General features: G+C 43.7%; 9 protein-coding genes. All 9 read right to left on the bottom strand.

Annotation, left to right across the window (positions count from 1 at the left end; genetic code table 11):
* Positions 1 to 7 precede the first annotated feature (7 nt).
* The 9 genes from VK179_06715 to VK179_06675 all read right to left on the bottom strand — a co-directional run bounded on the left by VK179_06715 (position 8) and on the right by VK179_06675 (position 18,310).
* A complete protein-coding gene (locus tag VK179_06715; protein HLO58415.1) occupies positions 8 to 2,449 on the bottom strand; it encodes a fibronectin type III domain-containing protein in 2,442 nt (813 codons plus the stop codon).
* 133 nt (positions 2,450 to 2,582) lie between these two features.
* Positions 2,583 to 4,736 (bottom strand): Ig-like domain-containing protein, encoded by a 2,154-nt coding sequence (locus tag VK179_06710; protein ID HLO58414.1) that lies wholly within the window; start codon positions 4,734 to 4,736, stop codon positions 2,583 to 2,585.
* A gap of 30 nt (positions 4,737 to 4,766) precedes the next feature.
* The gene (locus VK179_06705; protein HLO58413.1) at positions 4,767 to 6,287 is read right to left on the bottom strand and encodes a SusD/RagB family nutrient-binding outer membrane lipoprotein; all 1,521 of its coding nucleotides are present in this window, start codon (positions 6,285 to 6,287) and stop codon (positions 4,767 to 4,769) included.
* Positions 6,288 to 6,296: 9 nt separating this feature from the next.
* Positions 6,297 to 9,605, bottom strand: coding sequence for a SusC/RagA family TonB-linked outer membrane protein (locus VK179_06700; protein HLO58412.1), 3,309 nt, complete (start codon positions 9,603 to 9,605; stop codon positions 6,297 to 6,299).
* Between the two features lie 176 nt (positions 9,606 to 9,781).
* The gene (locus VK179_06695; GenBank protein HLO58411.1) at positions 9,782 to 10,819 is read right to left on the bottom strand and encodes a FecR domain-containing protein; all 1,038 of its coding nucleotides are present in this window, start codon (positions 10,817 to 10,819) and stop codon (positions 9,782 to 9,784) included.
* Positions 10,820 to 10,915: 96 nt separating this feature from the next.
* Positions 10,916 to 11,500: an RNA polymerase sigma-70 factor gene (locus VK179_06690; protein HLO58410.1), complete on the bottom strand. Its 585-nt coding sequence runs from the start codon at positions 11,498 to 11,500 to the stop codon at positions 10,916 to 10,918.
* A gap of 328 nt (positions 11,501 to 11,828) precedes the next feature.
* Positions 11,829 to 13,055, bottom strand: a complete 1,227-nt coding sequence (locus VK179_06685) for an efflux RND transporter periplasmic adaptor subunit (protein ID HLO58409.1) — start codon at positions 13,053 to 13,055, stop codon at positions 11,829 to 11,831.
* A gap of 10 nt (positions 13,056 to 13,065) precedes the next feature.
* Positions 13,066 to 14,484, bottom strand: coding sequence for a TolC family protein (locus VK179_06680; GenBank protein ID HLO58408.1), 1,419 nt, complete (start codon positions 14,482 to 14,484; stop codon positions 13,066 to 13,068).
* Positions 14,471 to 18,310, bottom strand: coding sequence for an efflux RND transporter permease subunit (locus tag VK179_06675; GenBank protein ID HLO58407.1), 3,840 nt, complete (start codon positions 18,308 to 18,310; stop codon positions 14,471 to 14,473). The genes VK179_06680 and VK179_06675 overlap by 14 nt, the downstream gene beginning before the upstream one ends.
* Positions 18,311 to 18,383: the final 73 nt, after the last annotated feature.

The raw sequence follows: 18,383 nt of genomic DNA, 5'->3' as shown, positions 1-18,383 counted from the left end.
AACGATTTTAATTCTTCACCATTTTTCGGGTTAATACGCCGTTTGATGTAATCATCTGGTAGGACAAGGTTCCGGTAGGGAACTCCTCATCTTTTAAAATAAGTGTATATAGCCCTCTTTCTTTCATCCCTTCATCAATTGTTTTGACAAGTGAGCTTTTCAGATCGAAAATTCTGAAGTTTACATCACTTTTTTCAGGGATATAATAGGTAATTGAAGTTCTGTCATCAAACGGATTCGGGAAATTCTGGTAAAGCATATAACCAAGGCCATCAGCAGATGCGGCATCGGATGAATTCAATGTCACATTATAGTCAGCCGACCACTCACTCCATTTCAGGTTATGATCGCGGTATCTGATTTTAAATACACAGGAACCTGTTTCAAGCGAAGACACAGGTAAAGCAAGACGGTTCAGATCGACAGAAGCATTCCGGTTTACAGGCAAGCCCTGGTTCAATCCATAAATATTCATTCCCTGAAGCACGGTATCAACAAGCAGTTGATTTGACCTGAATACCTGTAAATGTAACGACATCAGGGAATCAACGCCCTTGTATTCAGATGTTGCAATATACAATGAATCATTCCGGGTCGTTATATTTTCAATAACCGGTTGTTGGGGAGCAAGCTGGTCGTTTTTCCTGTAAATCACATCCATGATTTTACCGTCCTTCCAGTTGCCTTCACTACCGACATCATAAACAGTCGTACTATAGGAGTGATTAGATGCATCCAGCTCCAAAACCTGGAAAAAATGGGTGCTAAAGGATTTGTTTATATCATTGTAATCATGATTGTCGGACGATTCCCACGGATCCAGTCCTCCACCGCCACCTCCACCGCAAATGATATTGAAATCGCCATCTTCCTTATTCGACAGTAGTGTTCCTCTTTCATAACCATGCGTGTGTCCGTAGTGTAATTCCCTGACTTTCGGGAAATTTTTGAGAACAGGAACAACCGAATTTTTAACCCACTCAATACTCTCATCGGAAACGTTCCATAATTCGGAATAAGGAAAATGATGCATAAAAAGAAAAACAAAGTCAATTGAAGTGTCCGCCTCAGCTTCATTCAGTCTGCTTTTCAGCCAGTTTATTTCCTGGTTGCCGTAGGTTCCGGTAATATTTGAATTCATGCCGATGAACAAGCCATTACCTGCCTGGATCGACCATATTTTTTCATTCAGATCAGGGTTTTGAGGAAATGCTGAATAATCATCCAGTTTCATATATCTGTAGAAATAGCTGTTTTCGCCTTCATGATTACCGGCTACAGCCATGGTTGGCAAATAGGGTGACAAAACGGATATAGGTCTTAAAAATTCAGTTGTATATTGTTCAAGTATACTTCCATCAACAACAATATCCCCTGAATGGAAAATACCATTTACATGATTTTCTATATCCGGTCCGTATAACTCAGATATTTTTTCACGTGCTGTTTTAAGCACATGGTTAACGGCAGTACTGTCAGGGCAATGAGTATCGCCAAGCAGGATAAATCTAAGCTTTCCCGTGTAGGATTTGTCAGGCAACGTTTTGAACGAATAAACTCGTGAAAAAGCCGTGCCATTTCCTACTTTGTAATAATAACGCGTACCGGGCTGAAGTCCGGTTAATTTAACTGTATGCCAACGGTAGGGTTCCTTGATCAATTCATTCGTTCCTTCCAGTTTGTCAGTAAGTAATGAATCGGTTCCGTATTTTACAATGGTTGCAGAGCCATCAATATCATGCCAGCAAACGGTCATCATATTGGTTCCTTCCTGCTGTAAAAAGGGCACTTTTGTCATCACAACCGGGTTGACTTCATGGCCATAACCTCCCAGTTCCATGGCCTGTGCGGCTGTGAGCGACTGGTTCCATATAGCAAGTTCTGCGCAGACTATTTCTCCGTCCTCTCCGTCATTATCGGCGAAAACAAGCAATTGATTTTCAAGTGAGAACCTTCCATCGATATCTTGCGTGATTCCTGAAAGAAAAGGTTTTCCGTCGAGATAACAGGTAAAATGGTTACCGTTTTTTACTGAAATGACAAGCCGGTACCACTGGTCGGGCTCAATGGCGTAATCGCTGTAACCGACGGCTGCAACACCAATATTGCCCGTAGTGTTAATGAAGAAATCGCCGTCATTTCCATTATTTACCGAAGTCTGAAAGAAACTATGCCATACTCCAAGGGCAGGAACTTTGAAATCAACCATCAGCGAATATTCGTTTACATAGTTTCCGCCTCCGTTTGGTTGTATGCCATGATTCATTTTATAATAGCTGCCTGAACCTATCATTACAGCGTGATTGTCTGCCCAGGGACCTTCGACTGCAGTATGGGAGCCTGTAAGAACTAACGGCTGTCCATAGCCCTGTTCAGGAGATGTGAGATTTGCCGGATCCTGAAATTTCCACCAGCCTTTTCTGGCAGGAATTGTGGACTGAGCATTCATGAATATGAAAAATAAAGCAAGAGATACTGAAAAGAGTTTCTTCAACAACATAATGGTGGGTTATAGCATAAATAAAAAAGAAAAGTTGTTTCGGGAAGCAAACTTCTCAAAACAACTTTTCATGGACCAGTAATTATTCAGTAATTACCATTTTGATGGTTTTTGATGTATTATTTGCAGCCATTTGTACATAATATACGCCTGCAGAAAGGTTGCTTCTGCTGAATTCAACTTTATAATTACCAGGAGTCTTGTATCCTTCGCGGATTGTACGAACTTCTTTACCGCTCATATCAAGTACCCGGAATGTTACATCGCCGGCTTTTGTTACCTGGTAGGGTAATGTGGTGAATTGCCTGAACGGATTCGGGTAATTCTGATCCAGATTTCCGCTTTCATTTTCAATATTGTGAATTCCGGTAACTTCTGAATTTAAAGGATTTCCCAAACCGGCTGCTTCACCTTCGGAGAGAGCTACATCCCATATCCCCAGTTCGGAGCATATAATGGTTCCGTCATCACCGTCATCATCCTGGAATATACCCAGAACAGATTCTAATCCGTATCTTCCGTCAATATCCTGTGCTGCAGCGTCCAACCACAATTCACCGTTGATATACAGTTTGAAGAATTCACCGTTTTTAACCGAAACGATCATCCGGTACCATGTATTTGCGCTTACTGTGTTGGTGCTGTAAAGAGTGCTGCCGCAGCCAATTGAATTGGGCACACGGCCAATGTCACCTGCAGCTGTTTTGGCGACAAATAAATCGGCATCGCCGTCAAGTGTCTGGAAGAACGCATACCAGGTGTCAATAGCAGGTAATGAAAAATCAATTTGTAAAGACCATTCATTCACAAGGCTACCGCCACCGTTTGCTGCAATGCCATGGGTCATGCTTAAATAGCTTCCGAGAGGTACTTCGGTTGCCAGGTTACCTGCAGCAGGACCTTCCACGGAGGTTTGGGTTCCGGTTAATGTCAATGGCTGCCCGATGGTAGCTTTAAGCATATCTGAAGCGTCGTCAAATTTCCAAAGACCTTTTCTTTCGCGAATCACAGTCTGACCTGAAATCTGAATAACGGTTCCACCAAAGATCCCGCTGCCATCATTAGCAGTTGCCCTTACTCCGACCGTACCATCGCTTACTGCCGTTAACAGTCCGGTTTGATCAATTGTTGCATCACCTGTTCCGGGAACAACGCTCCACGTAACACTCTTATCAGTAGCATTGTCAGGTAATACCTGTGCATACATTTGAAGTGTGCCGCCCTGAGTTTCTATTGTTTCAGCATCTCCTTCGGAAGTAACTTCAATACTTGTAACAGCCACAACCGGTTGATTCGATATGACAATATCCATGCTGTCGGATACATTGCCACCGTCAGTGGATGTGGCAATAACTGTAACTGTACCATTCTTAATGGCAGTTAACAAACCTGTTTCATCAATGCTGGCTTTGTCTTCACCTTCTGTCAGTGACCAGGCAACTGAATCATTGGTGGCATCCGCCGGTTCCACTGTAGCAATCATCTGCAGCGTTCCGCCATCCGTTTCAATAGTACTTGCATCTCCCTCACCGGTTACCGTAATTGCAGTCACCAGTTTATCACCGAATGCATTTCCAAGTTGCAGTACTTCACTGCCTGTTAGCGCAATGTCCCATATGGCCAGTTCAGCACAGTCAATTGTGCCGTCATCTCCGTCATTATCGGCAAAAATAAGCAAGGTTGAATCGAGTGCCCATCGTCCATCAATATCCTGGGGAGTTCCATCAAGCCAAAGCGCTCCGTTCAGGTAAACTTTGAAAAATTCACCGTTTTTAACTGAAATAACCATTCTGTACCAGGTGGAGGCCGAAACTGTATTATCCGAATAACCTGTAGCACCGGTTCCGATAGCATTGTCGCTTGCCCGGGTAAAAAGGTCAGCATCGTCTTCATTTGCTATTGTTGTCTGGATAAACGAATGCCAGATTCCGGCTTCCGGAATAGAGAAGTCTATCAGAACGCTGTATTCGTTAACAAGAGAATCCTCTCCGGTTGCAGTCATACCGTGCAGCATGCTCAGAAAGCTCCCCGGTCCTATTTCTGCAGCAAGATTGGTTTCAACCGGACCTGCTACTGAAGTCTGAGAACCAGTTAACGTTAAAGGCGAACCGGTTTCCGCTTTAAGCATATCCCCGGCATCATCAAATTTCCACCATCCAATTCTATCAGGTAATTGGGCATTAGCCGTAAAAGCGACTAACAGCAGTGACAGGAGTACAAGTAGATTTTTTTTCATAAGGAAAAAGTTTAATTAATTAGGCAATGATTATTGGAGAATCCACAATATTTGATTTACATCGTCATTCCCGGAAAACTGGCGGTTGATGGCCTCTTCAACCTGGGCCCGGTTATTCGTGAGCTCTTTTGAAGGATAAAGCCATCGCAAAGGCAGTTGCGTTTTTACGGCATTCAGGTTGGTTAATTCATTAACCGGCAAAACGGGATAGCCAACCCTGCGGAATTCGAAATAGCTGTTCCATCCATCCTGCATAAATCCGAGAAAATACCGTTGCTGGAATATCTTTTTAAGTTTTTCATCTGTTGTACCTGTAAAAGCTACTTTAGGGCCTGCCAGATAATTATCAATCACTTCCTGCGTGATTTTCCTGCCATGGTGGTATTGCACATCATCAGGTGTATGATCAGCCACAAAACTCAATGCGGCACGAACCCCGTTTTCATAATAAGCCTGGGCATCGCCTGTTAACCATCCGCGCAAAATCGCTTCCGATATGATGAAACACTGCTCGGGATAACTTAACAGGAAAGTGGGCTCACCGGAAGCCAGGGCATAATATCTTTTATTAATGGCACTTATTTTACCAATTGCATATTTTGCACTGATTGTATTGTAATCATCCGCAGGATTAACCCCGATATAAGCAGAAGTGTCTGAAGGTTGCTTTCCGCCAAGAATCTGGAATTCCGCGGGTTCAGCAAAATAAAACAGCCTGTAATCATTATATTCCCTCATTTTGGAAATAATTGTAGAACTCATAATGGGATATTTCCTGAAATTGCTGTTATAGAACGGATAATGTTCCACTTCAGTCTCGGAATACACAAGCTGGAAGTTGTCATCATTCGATTCCATAAGGTTACCTTCACCTACAATCTGTTCAAAAGTTGAAGCCACGTTTATTTCGCTATCGTCGGTTTTTTTCCAGAGATGAGACAAAATTTTAAGTCTCAGATTGTTAGCAGCCTTCTCCCATTTGAGGACATCACCGTTATATACCGGATCCCCGGGGAAGTCACGGCCCGATGCGAAAAGACCGGCAGCATCCTCAAGTTCTGCCAGTATTCCGATAATCACATCCTTTTGAGTGTCATAAACAGGATTATATACGCCGCTTTCTCCTTTTCCTGCCTCCGAATAGGGGATGTCTCCAACACTCATGGTAAGGTTATAAAAAGTGTAAGCCCGTATAAACTTTGCAAGAGCCAGGTATGAGTCTTCATAAATGGAGCCCTTTGAAAGCTCAACCATTTTTTCAACGTTTGTAAGTTTAAGGAGTGATCCGAAACTTGTCCTGTCGAACTTATTATACTGGTAATCGGTCATACCCTCCATATAGGAAATATACTTGGCAAGCATATCTTTATAGAGAAAATCCTTGCCGACAGCAGGATATTTGACGGTTCCCAAAATCACATCAGTAGCCAGCAGTTCGGGAATAACTGAAGTTGTCTGGTTAGGATCAGTATTCCATTCGTCGAATTTGGAACAAGACGAAAAGCCGGCACTTACTGCCAGAATCAATAGTATGGCAATCAGATTTTTCATATTTCTTTGTTAAAGATTAAACTTGATATTGAAGCCCACATAGCGGATGGATGGTGAGATCAGGTCCCATGCTGATCCATAGTCAGGGTCTGAAATTTTATACTCCTTACCCCAGTAAAAAATATTCTGGCCGACAGCTGAAACGACAAGATCTTTCATTTTAATCTTTGTGGCCAGTTTATTCGGAATTACATAAGAAAGAGAGACTTCCCTGAGTTTGATAAAGGTTTCTTCCAATATATCCTGTGAACACCAACTCCAGGCTCCCCTGTGATAATTATCCTTCATATAGCTTTCATAGGACACGGGTACATCATTGGGTGCATAAACCCGGGTATCCGAAGTAATTTTACCATAGGAATCAAATGTCACATCTCCGGAAACAACTTTGACTCCCGGGCCTACCCAATTCTTAAGCCCGTTTACTACTTCATCATAACGCCATTTGGTATCGGTTCCCTTATGTGCTCCGGAATTCCATAAAAGGGCATCCAGCCTGGAGAATGAAACACCGCCCACACGTCCGTCAAGCGAGAAGCTCAAGAGGAGGTTCTTAAACCGGATATCCGAATTCAAACCCCATATCCAGTCGGGGTTGCTGTACCCCACAACACTGCTGTAATCTGAACGTACCGGGAAGCCATTATTGTTTATCAAATGACCCTGGGGATCCCTCATCCAATCACTTGTAGTATATGCATCCACTCTCGCACCCTTGTATACCCATAGCTCATCAGGAGAATACTGCTTGTCAAGTTTTGAGTAATAGGTTGCATCCTTTGACCAGTTGAAATTAACATCCCATTTCCAATCCTCAGATTTCACCGGCGTAAGTCCAAGAGTAATTTCAATCCCCTTTTTAATTCTTTCTTCATCAGTGTTCACATATTTTGAAGTGAATCCCGTAGCATCACTAAGAGGGGCTGATGATAAAAAATCGTAGATTCTCATCCTGAACAGGGTTACATCAAGACGCAGGCGATTCTGAAAAAAATTGCCTGCCGTTCCCAGTTCCAAAGTCTGCGCAGTTTGAGGCATCACATTGTTGTCTCTTAATTCCGAAGGATAGCTGGCGGAATTAAACCCTCCCCATACTTCGTTGCTGACGATGTAAGCATTCAGAATATCATAAACACCGGCAGGGGTCTTTGACATGGTCCAGGATCCACGAACTTTCCACAGATCAAGCCATGACATTTTCGGCAGAAGTTCTGAAACAATAAGACTTCCCGCTACCGAAGGATAAAAATATGACCGACTGTCTTTTGAAAGGGTTGAACTCCAGTCGTTACGTCCTGTAAGGTCAATAAAGGCAAGGTTATTCCACGATAATGCGGCACGACCGTAAAGACTATTTACCTGTTTCCTGTATAGTGAGGTTGACCAACCGATAGGATCTATAGAAGCTTTCAGGGAATAAAAACCGGGGATCGAAAGTCCTCCTTCAGTATTTGCACTGAATTCATCATCTTTTGAGAAAAACAGGGTACCTCCTGCCAGTCCTTCTATTCTGAATTTGCCGAAACTCTTGTCGAGGGTGAGTATCAAATCACTGTTGGTACTGTATCCTGAGTTTTTATCATCCTCGAAATACCCGTAATAACTATAGGCATTTCTTGATCCGATCGGATTCCTGTAGGTGTATCGGTCAATATATGTGTCCAGGCCGGAACGCAGTGATAATTTCAGCCATGGATTGAATGTGTAGGATGCTGTAACATGTCCGTTATAAATGTCCCTGTCAGCCGTATTCAGTACTTCATAGGCAAGAAAATAAGGATTGTCGTACCATTCATAATTAAACCAGTTCTGACTCTGATCTTTCACCAGCCAATAGTCACGGTAATCGCGAACATCCCATTCCGAGCCCAGCCAACCGATCAGGTTATAGAGATATCCCCCTGAATACTGACTTCCCCTGATATTGGGAGATGTGTGCTTTGAATAGGAAATATTCGATTCGAGTGTCAGCCGGTTGAATTTCATATCCCCGCCCAATGAATAGGTAATTTTGGTTAATTTCTGGTTCGGGAACTGGCCTTTATTGTACACATAGGAAACAGATGATCTGAGATTCCCGTTTTCGCCGTGGCTTGTCAGGCTGATGTTATTGTTTGTAACATAGCCAAGTTCCTGGAAGTTTTTAAGGTTATCTTTACCTTTTGAAACCAGCGGAGTATTTTCGACCCACATTTTTTTATAGGGATCCCATAAAGTAGCTGTTCTGCCAATATCAAGCTTGTCACCCCATATATAATCATTACCGTATTTGCCGTTATAACCTGAGGAATAGGATGTCTGAACATCAGGCTTAACAACGAATCCAAGATTAAACATTGTGGAGGTATTTACCGATATGGTAATGCCTTTTGTATTATTGCCCCTTTTGGTAGTAACCATAATAGCTCCGTTTGCTCCCCTGTAACCATACAGTGCCGAAGCTGTGGCTCCTTTTAATACATCAATACTTTGTATATCATCCTGGGACAGGTCGTTTAGCTTTACATTACTCGAAGGAACCCCATCCACAACAATCAGCGGGGGTTCGCCTCTTAAGTTCATAATGGGATCGGTACCAAAATTCGGGCTGTTCTTAACAAGAAGGCCGGAAACTTTTCCGGTAAGTGAGGTTGTTGGATCCGCTGTTTTTATAGTTTGAAGGGTTTCACCACCAACATTCTGTACCGAATAGCCCAGCGCTTTTTTCTCACGTTTGATGCCAAGTGCCGTCACAACTACGCTCTCAAGTTCTATTGCGGTTTCCTGAAGCGAAATGTTGACTATTCCATTGTCTTTAACAGGTACTTCCTGTGGTTCATACCCTATGAAGGAATAGATCAGAACAGAATCGTCAGGTTGAATATCAACTGCATAATGACCTTCATTATCAGTGATGGTTCCCCTGCCTGATCCTTTGATCTGAACAGTGACACCTGGTAATGGCTGTTTGTTTTTGTCGTCGGTAACCCATCCCGCTATTTGCTTAAGCCGGGAGGTACCGGATCCATCCTTTGTTTTCTTCTGCGTTAGTATAATCTGATGACCACTCACCGCATACTTGATGTTCAGGTCCTTAAAAAGCACGTCCAATACATCCTTTATGGGTTTGTTAACAAACACTGCATTTACCTTCAAAGTCGTTTCAACAATGTCCTGATTTACAAGGAATGTGAAATCACTCTGTCTTTCAATCTCATTCAATACATCGTTTAAAGGCACATTGGTCATATTCAGTGTTACCTGGGATGTTTGTGCATTCAAGAATACCGGAAAGAGCAGAGTAAAGGCCAGCAGATAAAAAAATCTGGAAATTCTCATTGTTTTTTCTGTTAGTGAATTAAGACAAAAAACTACCTGTTCAGGAATATTGCGTAATTACTCACACTGCCTGAATCAATAAAATCAAAGAAAGTATCAGAATTTGGATCAGATTTGAAAATCAGCCGCTGTTAAGAGAACTATGTATAAGCTGTTTCATATAAGTATGGTTAAGGTTAATTCTCAGTTGTGGCGTAAATTATAATCTTTCTTTTTGAAAAGGTATGATCGGGAAGGGTCACAGGGCTTATTTCCCTGTAATCGATAGGAGCCGACATTTTCAACAGTTCAAGCAACTCATTTAAGGGCTGATTTTCAAATGTTGCCCTGTACCTGTAATTGCTTGTTTTTTTATCCAGTATTTCAATCTCTACATTATACTGCATGCTTATCTTGTGAACTACTTCACTCAGCGGATCATTCCTGAAAACAAGCTTCCCGTCTTTCCAGGCTATGTATTTATATGTGTCTGTTTTAAAAACTGAGGATAGATGCATTAGTGTATCATACTTCAGGCATTCACCCGGCTTCAGATCAGCTATATGAGGGCTCCTTTCATCTGGTTGTTCAACGGAGACCCGTCCCTCAACCAGCGTTACAGCAGCAATCGACTGGTTGTTATAAGTGTCCACGTTAAATTTCGTACCGGTTGCCCTCACCCGAAAATACGGTGTATTTACAAAAAAAGGCCGGCTCTTGTCCGAATGAACCTCAAAATAAGCCTCACCTTTCAGGTAAACATTCCTGTTGTTTCCTGTAAAACGTTCAGGGTAGCTAAGCTGACTCCCTGAATTCAACCATACTTTTGATCCGTCAGGCAAGGTCAGGGAAGAATATGAACCGAAAGCGGCTGATACAGTATGGCGGGAGTTTTCCAGCATCTTGTTCTCCCTGTTAAAATTCAGAGTCAACCATACTGTGTAGACAAGGAGAGGGAAAAACAGTATGGCTGCAATTTTCCGGAATTGAGTAAGTATGTAGGCGCGTTTATTAACCGGACTTACGGATCTGATAACTTTTTCAAGAGCCTGTTCAGTTGAAACCGGCAAATTAACTGATGAATCAGATATATTTTTTAGATGGAGATAATGTATCCTGTTTTCCGGGGATTCGGAAATCCACTTTTCAGCGGCTTCGAAATCGACACTGGAACCTGTTCCCTGAATGCACCTGTTAAGCAGGATATCTATTTCGCTGGTGTGATCTTTTTCCATTTTCCTGGTTCTTATGAAACGACATTTGTAGATTAAAATACCACCTTCGGGTTACTGATTTTTTTTAATTGTTATTCAAAATTCTTCGGAAACAGGTTAAAACATGCGAAAAAGAAGGGCAATTAAAATAAGGAATTCTTTCAGCTCATCCCGTAAAAACGATAATGCCTTACTGATCCTGTTTTCAATTGTCCTTATTGATACTCCTAATTTTTCTGCTATTTCAGGATAACTTAAATTTTCAAAACGGTTCATCCGGAATGCCTGTGCCGCTTCTACCGGCATTTTTTCGAGACCAATTTGAAGCCTGGCTTCCAGGTCGGAATGCAGCAGGTAATTTTCAGTCTCATTTTCTGACAACACAGGATAACGCAGGATATGGTTGTTGAATTCTGACCTGATTTTTAAATGATTGATCCAGTTGAGGCAACGATTCTGAACCGATTTTAACAGGTAGGACTTTAATGATCTGTCAATTTCTAAAAGGTACCGGTTCTCCCATAACTTTATGAAAACTTCCTGTACAATTTCTTCCGCGACAGCAAGATTATGTAAAAAACCAAACGCAAAGGTGACGAGATCCTTATAATAATGATTAAACAGGATTGTAAAGGATTTTTTATCCCCATTCCTTAATCTTTCAAGAACTGATTTTTCATATTCGCTGGGAAGATTGGCCATGCCATGAGAATGATTACTACGAAAATAATCTTTTGTTTGAATTTGTTATTTGAGTAAAGTTAGCAGGTATGTATTTAGAAGGTTTTTTTTATTAAATTTTTAAATTTTATAAATTGACCTCCAACCCGAAAGCTGTGCAAAAGCTCAAGATCTGCGTGAGTCGGACTATTTTTACAGACTCTGGCCTGTATAAATTTACAAAACCAGGCTGGAGCCCGGAAGTATAATTGGACTCAGGCAGAGCCTGAGCCCAACCCCAAACCTGGGCAGAGCCTGAACGCAACTTCCAGACCTGAACTTCAAACTTCAAACAAAAAACCTCAAACCTTTATTGTGACATCATACTGGGCTTGCCGTCAAGCTGGGCCGCGGCGTCTACGCTGAATGTTCCCTGTGTTACAATTTCTTCTCCTTCCTTAAGACCGGCCGTGATTACATAACTGTTGCCGACCACAGGCCCAAGGGTGACTTCACGCATACTGAACACAGGCTCAGTTCCTGGTTTTTTCACATATACAATCGAACGTGTACCTGTCCATAACACTGCTGATTTTGGGATAACAAGGTCTTTTCCGTGATACCCTGCATTGGTTTTGATGAGTCCTGTGGCGAACATCTCGGGTTTCAACAGTCCTTTTGCATTGTTATATTCCACTCTTACTTTGGCTACCCTGGTTACCGGGTCAATCACAGGATCAATGAATTCAATCTTTCCGCTGAAGTTCATACCCGGCAATGCCTGGATGAAGAACGACACCACATCTCCGGGTTTCAGGAACAACAGGTCGGTTTCATACGCATCAAACATAACCCAAACCCTTGAGAGGTCGGCCACTTCATAAAGCGGTGTTCCCTCTGCCACATGATCTCCGTTGTTTACAAATTTCCTGGTCACAATGCCTGATGTATTGGAAGTGACTTTGAAATCATGCATGGTCATACCCGACTGTAAAATACCGTCAATCTGCTCATCCGAAAGTTTCCAGTGCATCAGCTTTTCCCTTGCAGCCTGGTAAATCTCAGGCTGACTTTGCCGGGTTCTTGATGCCTCAATCAACTCCTGCTGTGCCGTAATCAGTTCAGGAGAATAAAGCACTACAAGGGCCTGTCCCTTTTTTACAGCCTCACCGGTAAAACTCACAAGTAAATCCTCAATACGCCCTGGTATATGTGCTGTCTGGCTCTGAATCATTCGTTCATCCGCCTGAACCTTACCATATAATCGTACTTCCATTACCGGGTTCTGTCGCGTCACCTTTGATGTCATCACATTGGCCAGTTGTGCCGCTTCAGGAGTAAGATAAACAGCCAGAGAATCATAGGCTTCGTCATTGTGTTCAAGCGGAATGAGATTCATCCCGCAAATCGGGCACTTGCCCGGTTCATGCATCCTGATCTGGGGGTGCATGGAGCACGTCCATATTTCATCGGATGAGGCAACGTGAGCCGGTTCAGCATTGTGTTTCCCGGATGAATGAAATACAATCCAGCCTAGAATAATTCCTGCCAAAAGAAACAGGATATAATTGATGTATTTAAAATTCTTGTTTTTCATAATCTTTAAATTAAACTCCCGATAATCTTTTTAATAAAGCTACTGAAGTGTTCAGATCCGCCATAGCCGAAGTATGCCTGAACTGGTAATCGAGCAGTTGCTGCCGTGTTCTGAGAACGTCAGTCAAACCTGTACCCGATGTGGCAAAACTTTGCATCAGGATATTGAGCGATTTCCGTGTGAGTACTATCTGGTCCGAATAAAATGCAATCCGGCGTTGTGAGTCCTCGTATGTCTGAATAGCCAGGTACAACTGCGTCTGAAGATCATTTGCCGCAGCCCTGATTTTTTCACCCGTTGCTGAAGCCATCAGTTCGGTTTCTTCACGCATCGACCTGTACTTTTTCCTGTAAACAGGCACACTCACATTCACCATCGGCATAATCATGTCTTTACCGTTCATTTCCGATTCTGACATGGCACTTTTATCAATGACCGAATAATTCAGTCCGATACCGATCATCGGATAACCCATCCTCGTATTCATTTTCTTTCTTGCTTCAAGCGATTGTTGCTCATAATCCAGCATTCTGAGCATGGGATTATGAACCATCATGCTGTCATCAATCAGCTCAAGGTTTACCGGGATGGTATCCGCGATTACCGAATCAGGAACAAACACTGCAGTCATAACCGGACGGTTGAGGTAACTATTAAAGGTGGCCAGTAGAACATTCTGCTGGTTCTTAATCAGTTCCATGCTGTTTTTCAGTTCGCCGATCTCTGTCTGAACTCTGTATAAATCAGCAAGACTGAATACAGCCGATGAACCTGACATAGAACCGGTCTGCATCGCAGCGCTTTCTGCGGCCTGTGGTGCACTCGCCGAAGAGCCCATGCCCTGCATGGATGATCCCGGACTTTGAGTATTGGGAAGTGCCTGTGAAGGATTGACCTGTTGGGCTGTATTACTGCCTCCGGCCGTCTTATACCGGATAAGCGCAATCCGTTCAATTGATTTCAGAATATCCAGGTTATTGGCTGCGAGGTTATACTGCCGTTTCAGCTTAAAAATCTCATACCATGTCCGTTGCACATCATAGAATACCTGGAGCTTGGCATCTTCCATGGTTTCATATTTTGCCTTCGCCATAAGGCTCATTTCATCTTTAGCACTCTTTAAAGTCCCGAACCACGGAAACATCTGCATGAGCTGGAATTCGGCCACCTGGTTTCCGCTGATGAGTTCCATAGGGCTAAGAAATACACCCGCATTCACTGTAGGGTCGGGAAGAGCACCTGCCTGGGGCACTTTTTTAAGGGATGCCTGGTATTCATAATAGTACTGCATCACAACAGGATTGTTGCGGGCCGCAATGGCCAGGTAGTTCATCAGGCTGTCCTGCGAATACGCACCGGCAGGCGCAAAAAGTCCCAGGGCCAGCGCCAGTTTACCTATGATTTTGAATTTGAACTTACCTGTCTTCATGATGTAATGGATTTTTTTTCACTGCATTTTCTCTCCAGATAGCCTGGAAAAGAGGAACCACAAAAATGGTCATCACCTGTATAACCATGCCTCCGAAAGTAGGAATGGCCATGGGTACCATGATATCGGCTCCTTTGCCTGTTGACGTAAGAACCGGAAGAAGGGCAATAACCGCCACTGCAGTCGTCATCATGGCAGGCCTTACCCTTTTTTTACCGGCTTCCAATACTGCTTCTCTTACTTCGCTCACACTTGACGGATGCTTTTGCTCAAAAACCTGGTGAATATAAGTGCCCATGATGACGCCGTCATTTGTGGCAATTCCGAAGAGAGCTATAAATCCGACCCAAACGGCGACGCTGAGGTTTATCGTATGCATCTGGAAGAGTTCCCGCATTCCGATTCCGGCTACTGAAAAATTAAGAAACCAGGGTTGACTGTAAAGCCAGATCATGATGAAACCTCCGGCAAAAGCTACGAATACTCCTGAAAAGTGAATCACGGATGCCGTTATGGTTCTGAACTGGAAAAACAGGAGCAGAAGGATAAGGATGAGGCTTAACGGGATCACGATCGCCAGTCGCCTTGTAGCCCTTACCTGGTGCTCATAGTTTCCGGCAAATTTGTATGAAACTCCCGGTGGCAGAATTAAAGCGCCTGATGCTATCTTGTCTTTAAGGATCCTGTCCGCTTCATGAACGACATCTACTTCAGCTTTTCCTTCGAGTTTATCAAAAATGACATAACCGGTGAGAAAGGTATTTTCACTTCGGATCATTTGTGCACCACGGGAATAGTTGACACTGGCAATTTCCCCCAGGGGCACCTGCACGCCATTCATCGCCGGAACCAGGATGCGCCTGATGTCTTCGGGATTGTCCCTCAGTTCCCTTGCGTATCTGACGCGGATCGGGAACCTTTCCCTTCCTTCAACGGAATTGCTGAGCGACATGCCGCCTACGGCAACCTGTAATATTTCCTGGACGTCACTGATGCTCATTCCATAGCGGGCCATGGCCTCCCGGTTCAGCTCAATTTCGATATACGGTGCTCCCACCGCACGGTCATAAAAGACAGATGGGGCGTTGATTGATGGCACATCACGCAGAGCATGTTCGAATTGTATTCCCGCTTTCTCAATTGTCTCGAGGTCGGGCCCGTAAACTTTAAGTCCCATCGGAGCCCTCATTCCGGTTGACAGCATGATCAGCCTCGTCTCAATCGGCTGCAGCCTTGGTGCCGATGTAAGTCCCGGAATGCGGGTGACTTTTACGATTTCTTTCCAGATGTCATCCGGTGATTTGATCCCGGGCCTCCATTGCCTGAAAAATTCCCCCTTCCTTTCGGGTATAAGGCTGTCTGCAGGAAGCACCCGAAACTGATAGTCGTGTGGATTGTAAACGCCACCGTTCCTTAAAACGAAATTTCCGTTACCATCTACCCTGAACCGCATTCGATGGCCGTGTTCATCCAGTATATATTCGGGTCTGTAATTGATCGTATTTTCAAACATCTGCACAGGGGCAGGATCAAGGGCGGAATTCACCCTTCCCCATTTTCCCACTGCCAGGTCCACTTCGGGTATGGCAGACAACCGTTTATCAAGAGTCTCAATGTATTCAAGATTCTTTTCTATGCTTGAATGCGGCATACTGGTGGGCATCAGCAGAAAGGATCCCTCGTTAAGCGAAGGCATAAATTCTTTACCCGTACCCGGAAAAGCGCGGGTTGGAGCCTGCCACAATGCTGTCTGCCTGAAATTTCTAAAACCGAGTTTTTCAAAACCTGCGGCTGCGAAACCGAATACCCTTCCGAAACCAAGCCATACGAGGATTCCGAAAAAGAGAACAAATGCAGGCAGTGCAAGGAATTTGGCTTTGTTTTCAAGGCCCCAGCGGAGAACAGGTTCATAATAATGGACCATGAGCCACAATACTGAAAGAATTAAGGAAATAATAACGGCGACGAACAGAAAATTGACTAGCGCGTTATTGTGTGCACCCAGCGGCAGCCACTCCATACTTAAAAAGTAAACAGCAGTAAAAACGGCTATTCCAATATTGATATAGTTGGGATATTCCTTCTTTTCAGAAGTCCACCTGTATGCAAGCAGATTGTTTACACCCACCGCCGTCAGTGCCAGCGCCAGGCCTGTGTGCCATAAATAGGTAAGAATGATGCCTGCTGCTATCAGCAGGTAATTGAGGACCTGCCTGATCTTTTTCCTGTCGACTTTAATATTGAAAAGTACATGAACCGCTGTGGGCAACACCACTATGCCCAGGATAAAAGCAGAGACCAGCGCAAAAGTCTTCGTAAAAGCAAGAGGTCTGAATAGTTTCCCTTCGGCTGCCTGCATGGCAAAAACAGGAAGAAAGCTGACAATTGTAGTTGCAATTGAGGTAACCACTGCAGATCGTACCTCTGTTGTTGCACTGTAAATAACCTCCATCAGCTTTTTACCTTTTACCCCTTTGTTTTCAGGCATCTCAAGGTGGCGCAATATATTTTCCACATCCACGATGCCTATATCCACCATGACTCCAATTGCAATTGCAATTCCGGATAATGCCACAATATTGGCATCCACTCCGAACAGGCGCATCAGGATAAAGGCCATCAGAACTCCTATAGGCAGCAACCCTGCCACTATAAGTGATGCCCTGAGGTTTACAACCAGGACAATGATCACAATGATGCTGATCAGAATTTCATGAGATAAAGCGGACTGCAGTGTACCAATGGTTTCTTTTATTAATCCTGTCCGATCGTAAAACGGAACCACGGTGACTTTTGAAACCGATCCGTCAGGCAGCGTTTTACGGGGAAGTCCTGCATCAATTTCCTTTATTTTCTCCTTGATATTATTGATAACCTCCATCGGATTCGAGCCGTACCTGGCCACCACAACGGCGCCTACCGCTTCACTGCCCGATTTGTCAAGCCCGCCTCTTCTTGTGGCCGGACCGAAACTGACATGGGCAATGTCTTTAATTCTGACGGGGACGTTATTTCTGACAGCAACAACCGATAGTTCAAGGTCAGAAAGATTTTTCACATAACCGAGACCGCGGATGATGTATTCGACATGATTCAGTTCAACTGTTTCCGCACCTATATCCAGGTTGCTTTTCCTTACGGCATTCATCACATCCATAATGGTTACACTAAATGCCTTAAGGGCTTCCGGGTTAAGATCAACCTGGTATTCTTTGACAAATCCGCCGATTGAAGCGACTTCAGAAACACCTTCTGCCGACGACAGGCCATACTTAACATAAAAATCCTGGATTGTCCTTAACTCCTGCGGATCCCAGCCACCGTTGGGTTGACCTGTTTCCGGATCCCTACCTTCCAGGGTATACCAGAAAATCTGGCCAAGAGCTGTGGCATCCGGTCCGAGTGAAGGCTGTACCCCTTCAGGGAGCGTTCCGGAAGGAAGGGAATTAAGCTTTTCAAGAATCCTTGACCTGCTCCAGTAAAATTCAATATTATCCTTGAAAATGATATATATAAACGACATTCCGAACATGGAAGTACTCCGGATCGTCTGAACACCGGGGATTCCGAGCAATGCCGTTGTCAACGGATAAGTCACCTGGTCCTGAATGTCTTTCGGTGACCTGCCCATCCATTCGGTTGCAATGATCTGCTGATTTTCTCCTATATCGGGAATGGCATCAACAGGAACCGGATCGCGCGGCATAAAGCCTGCATTCCAGTCAAACGGGGCAAATATAATTCCCAGTACAATAAAAGCTGCCAGCAATAAAACGGTTATCAGCCGGTTATACAGGAAATACCTTACCAGTCGGTTAAAAAACATAGCATGTTATTAAAAAAAATGATAAAAAAATAGATATAGGCTAACAGGCTATAGGCCTGAAGGCTATAGGCTT

The organism is Bacteroidales bacterium (assembly GCA_035299085.1).
Taxonomy (GTDB): domain Bacteria; phylum Bacteroidota; class Bacteroidia; order Bacteroidales; family UBA10428; genus UBA5072.
This window is presented reverse-complemented; position numbering and strand designations above follow the sequence as displayed.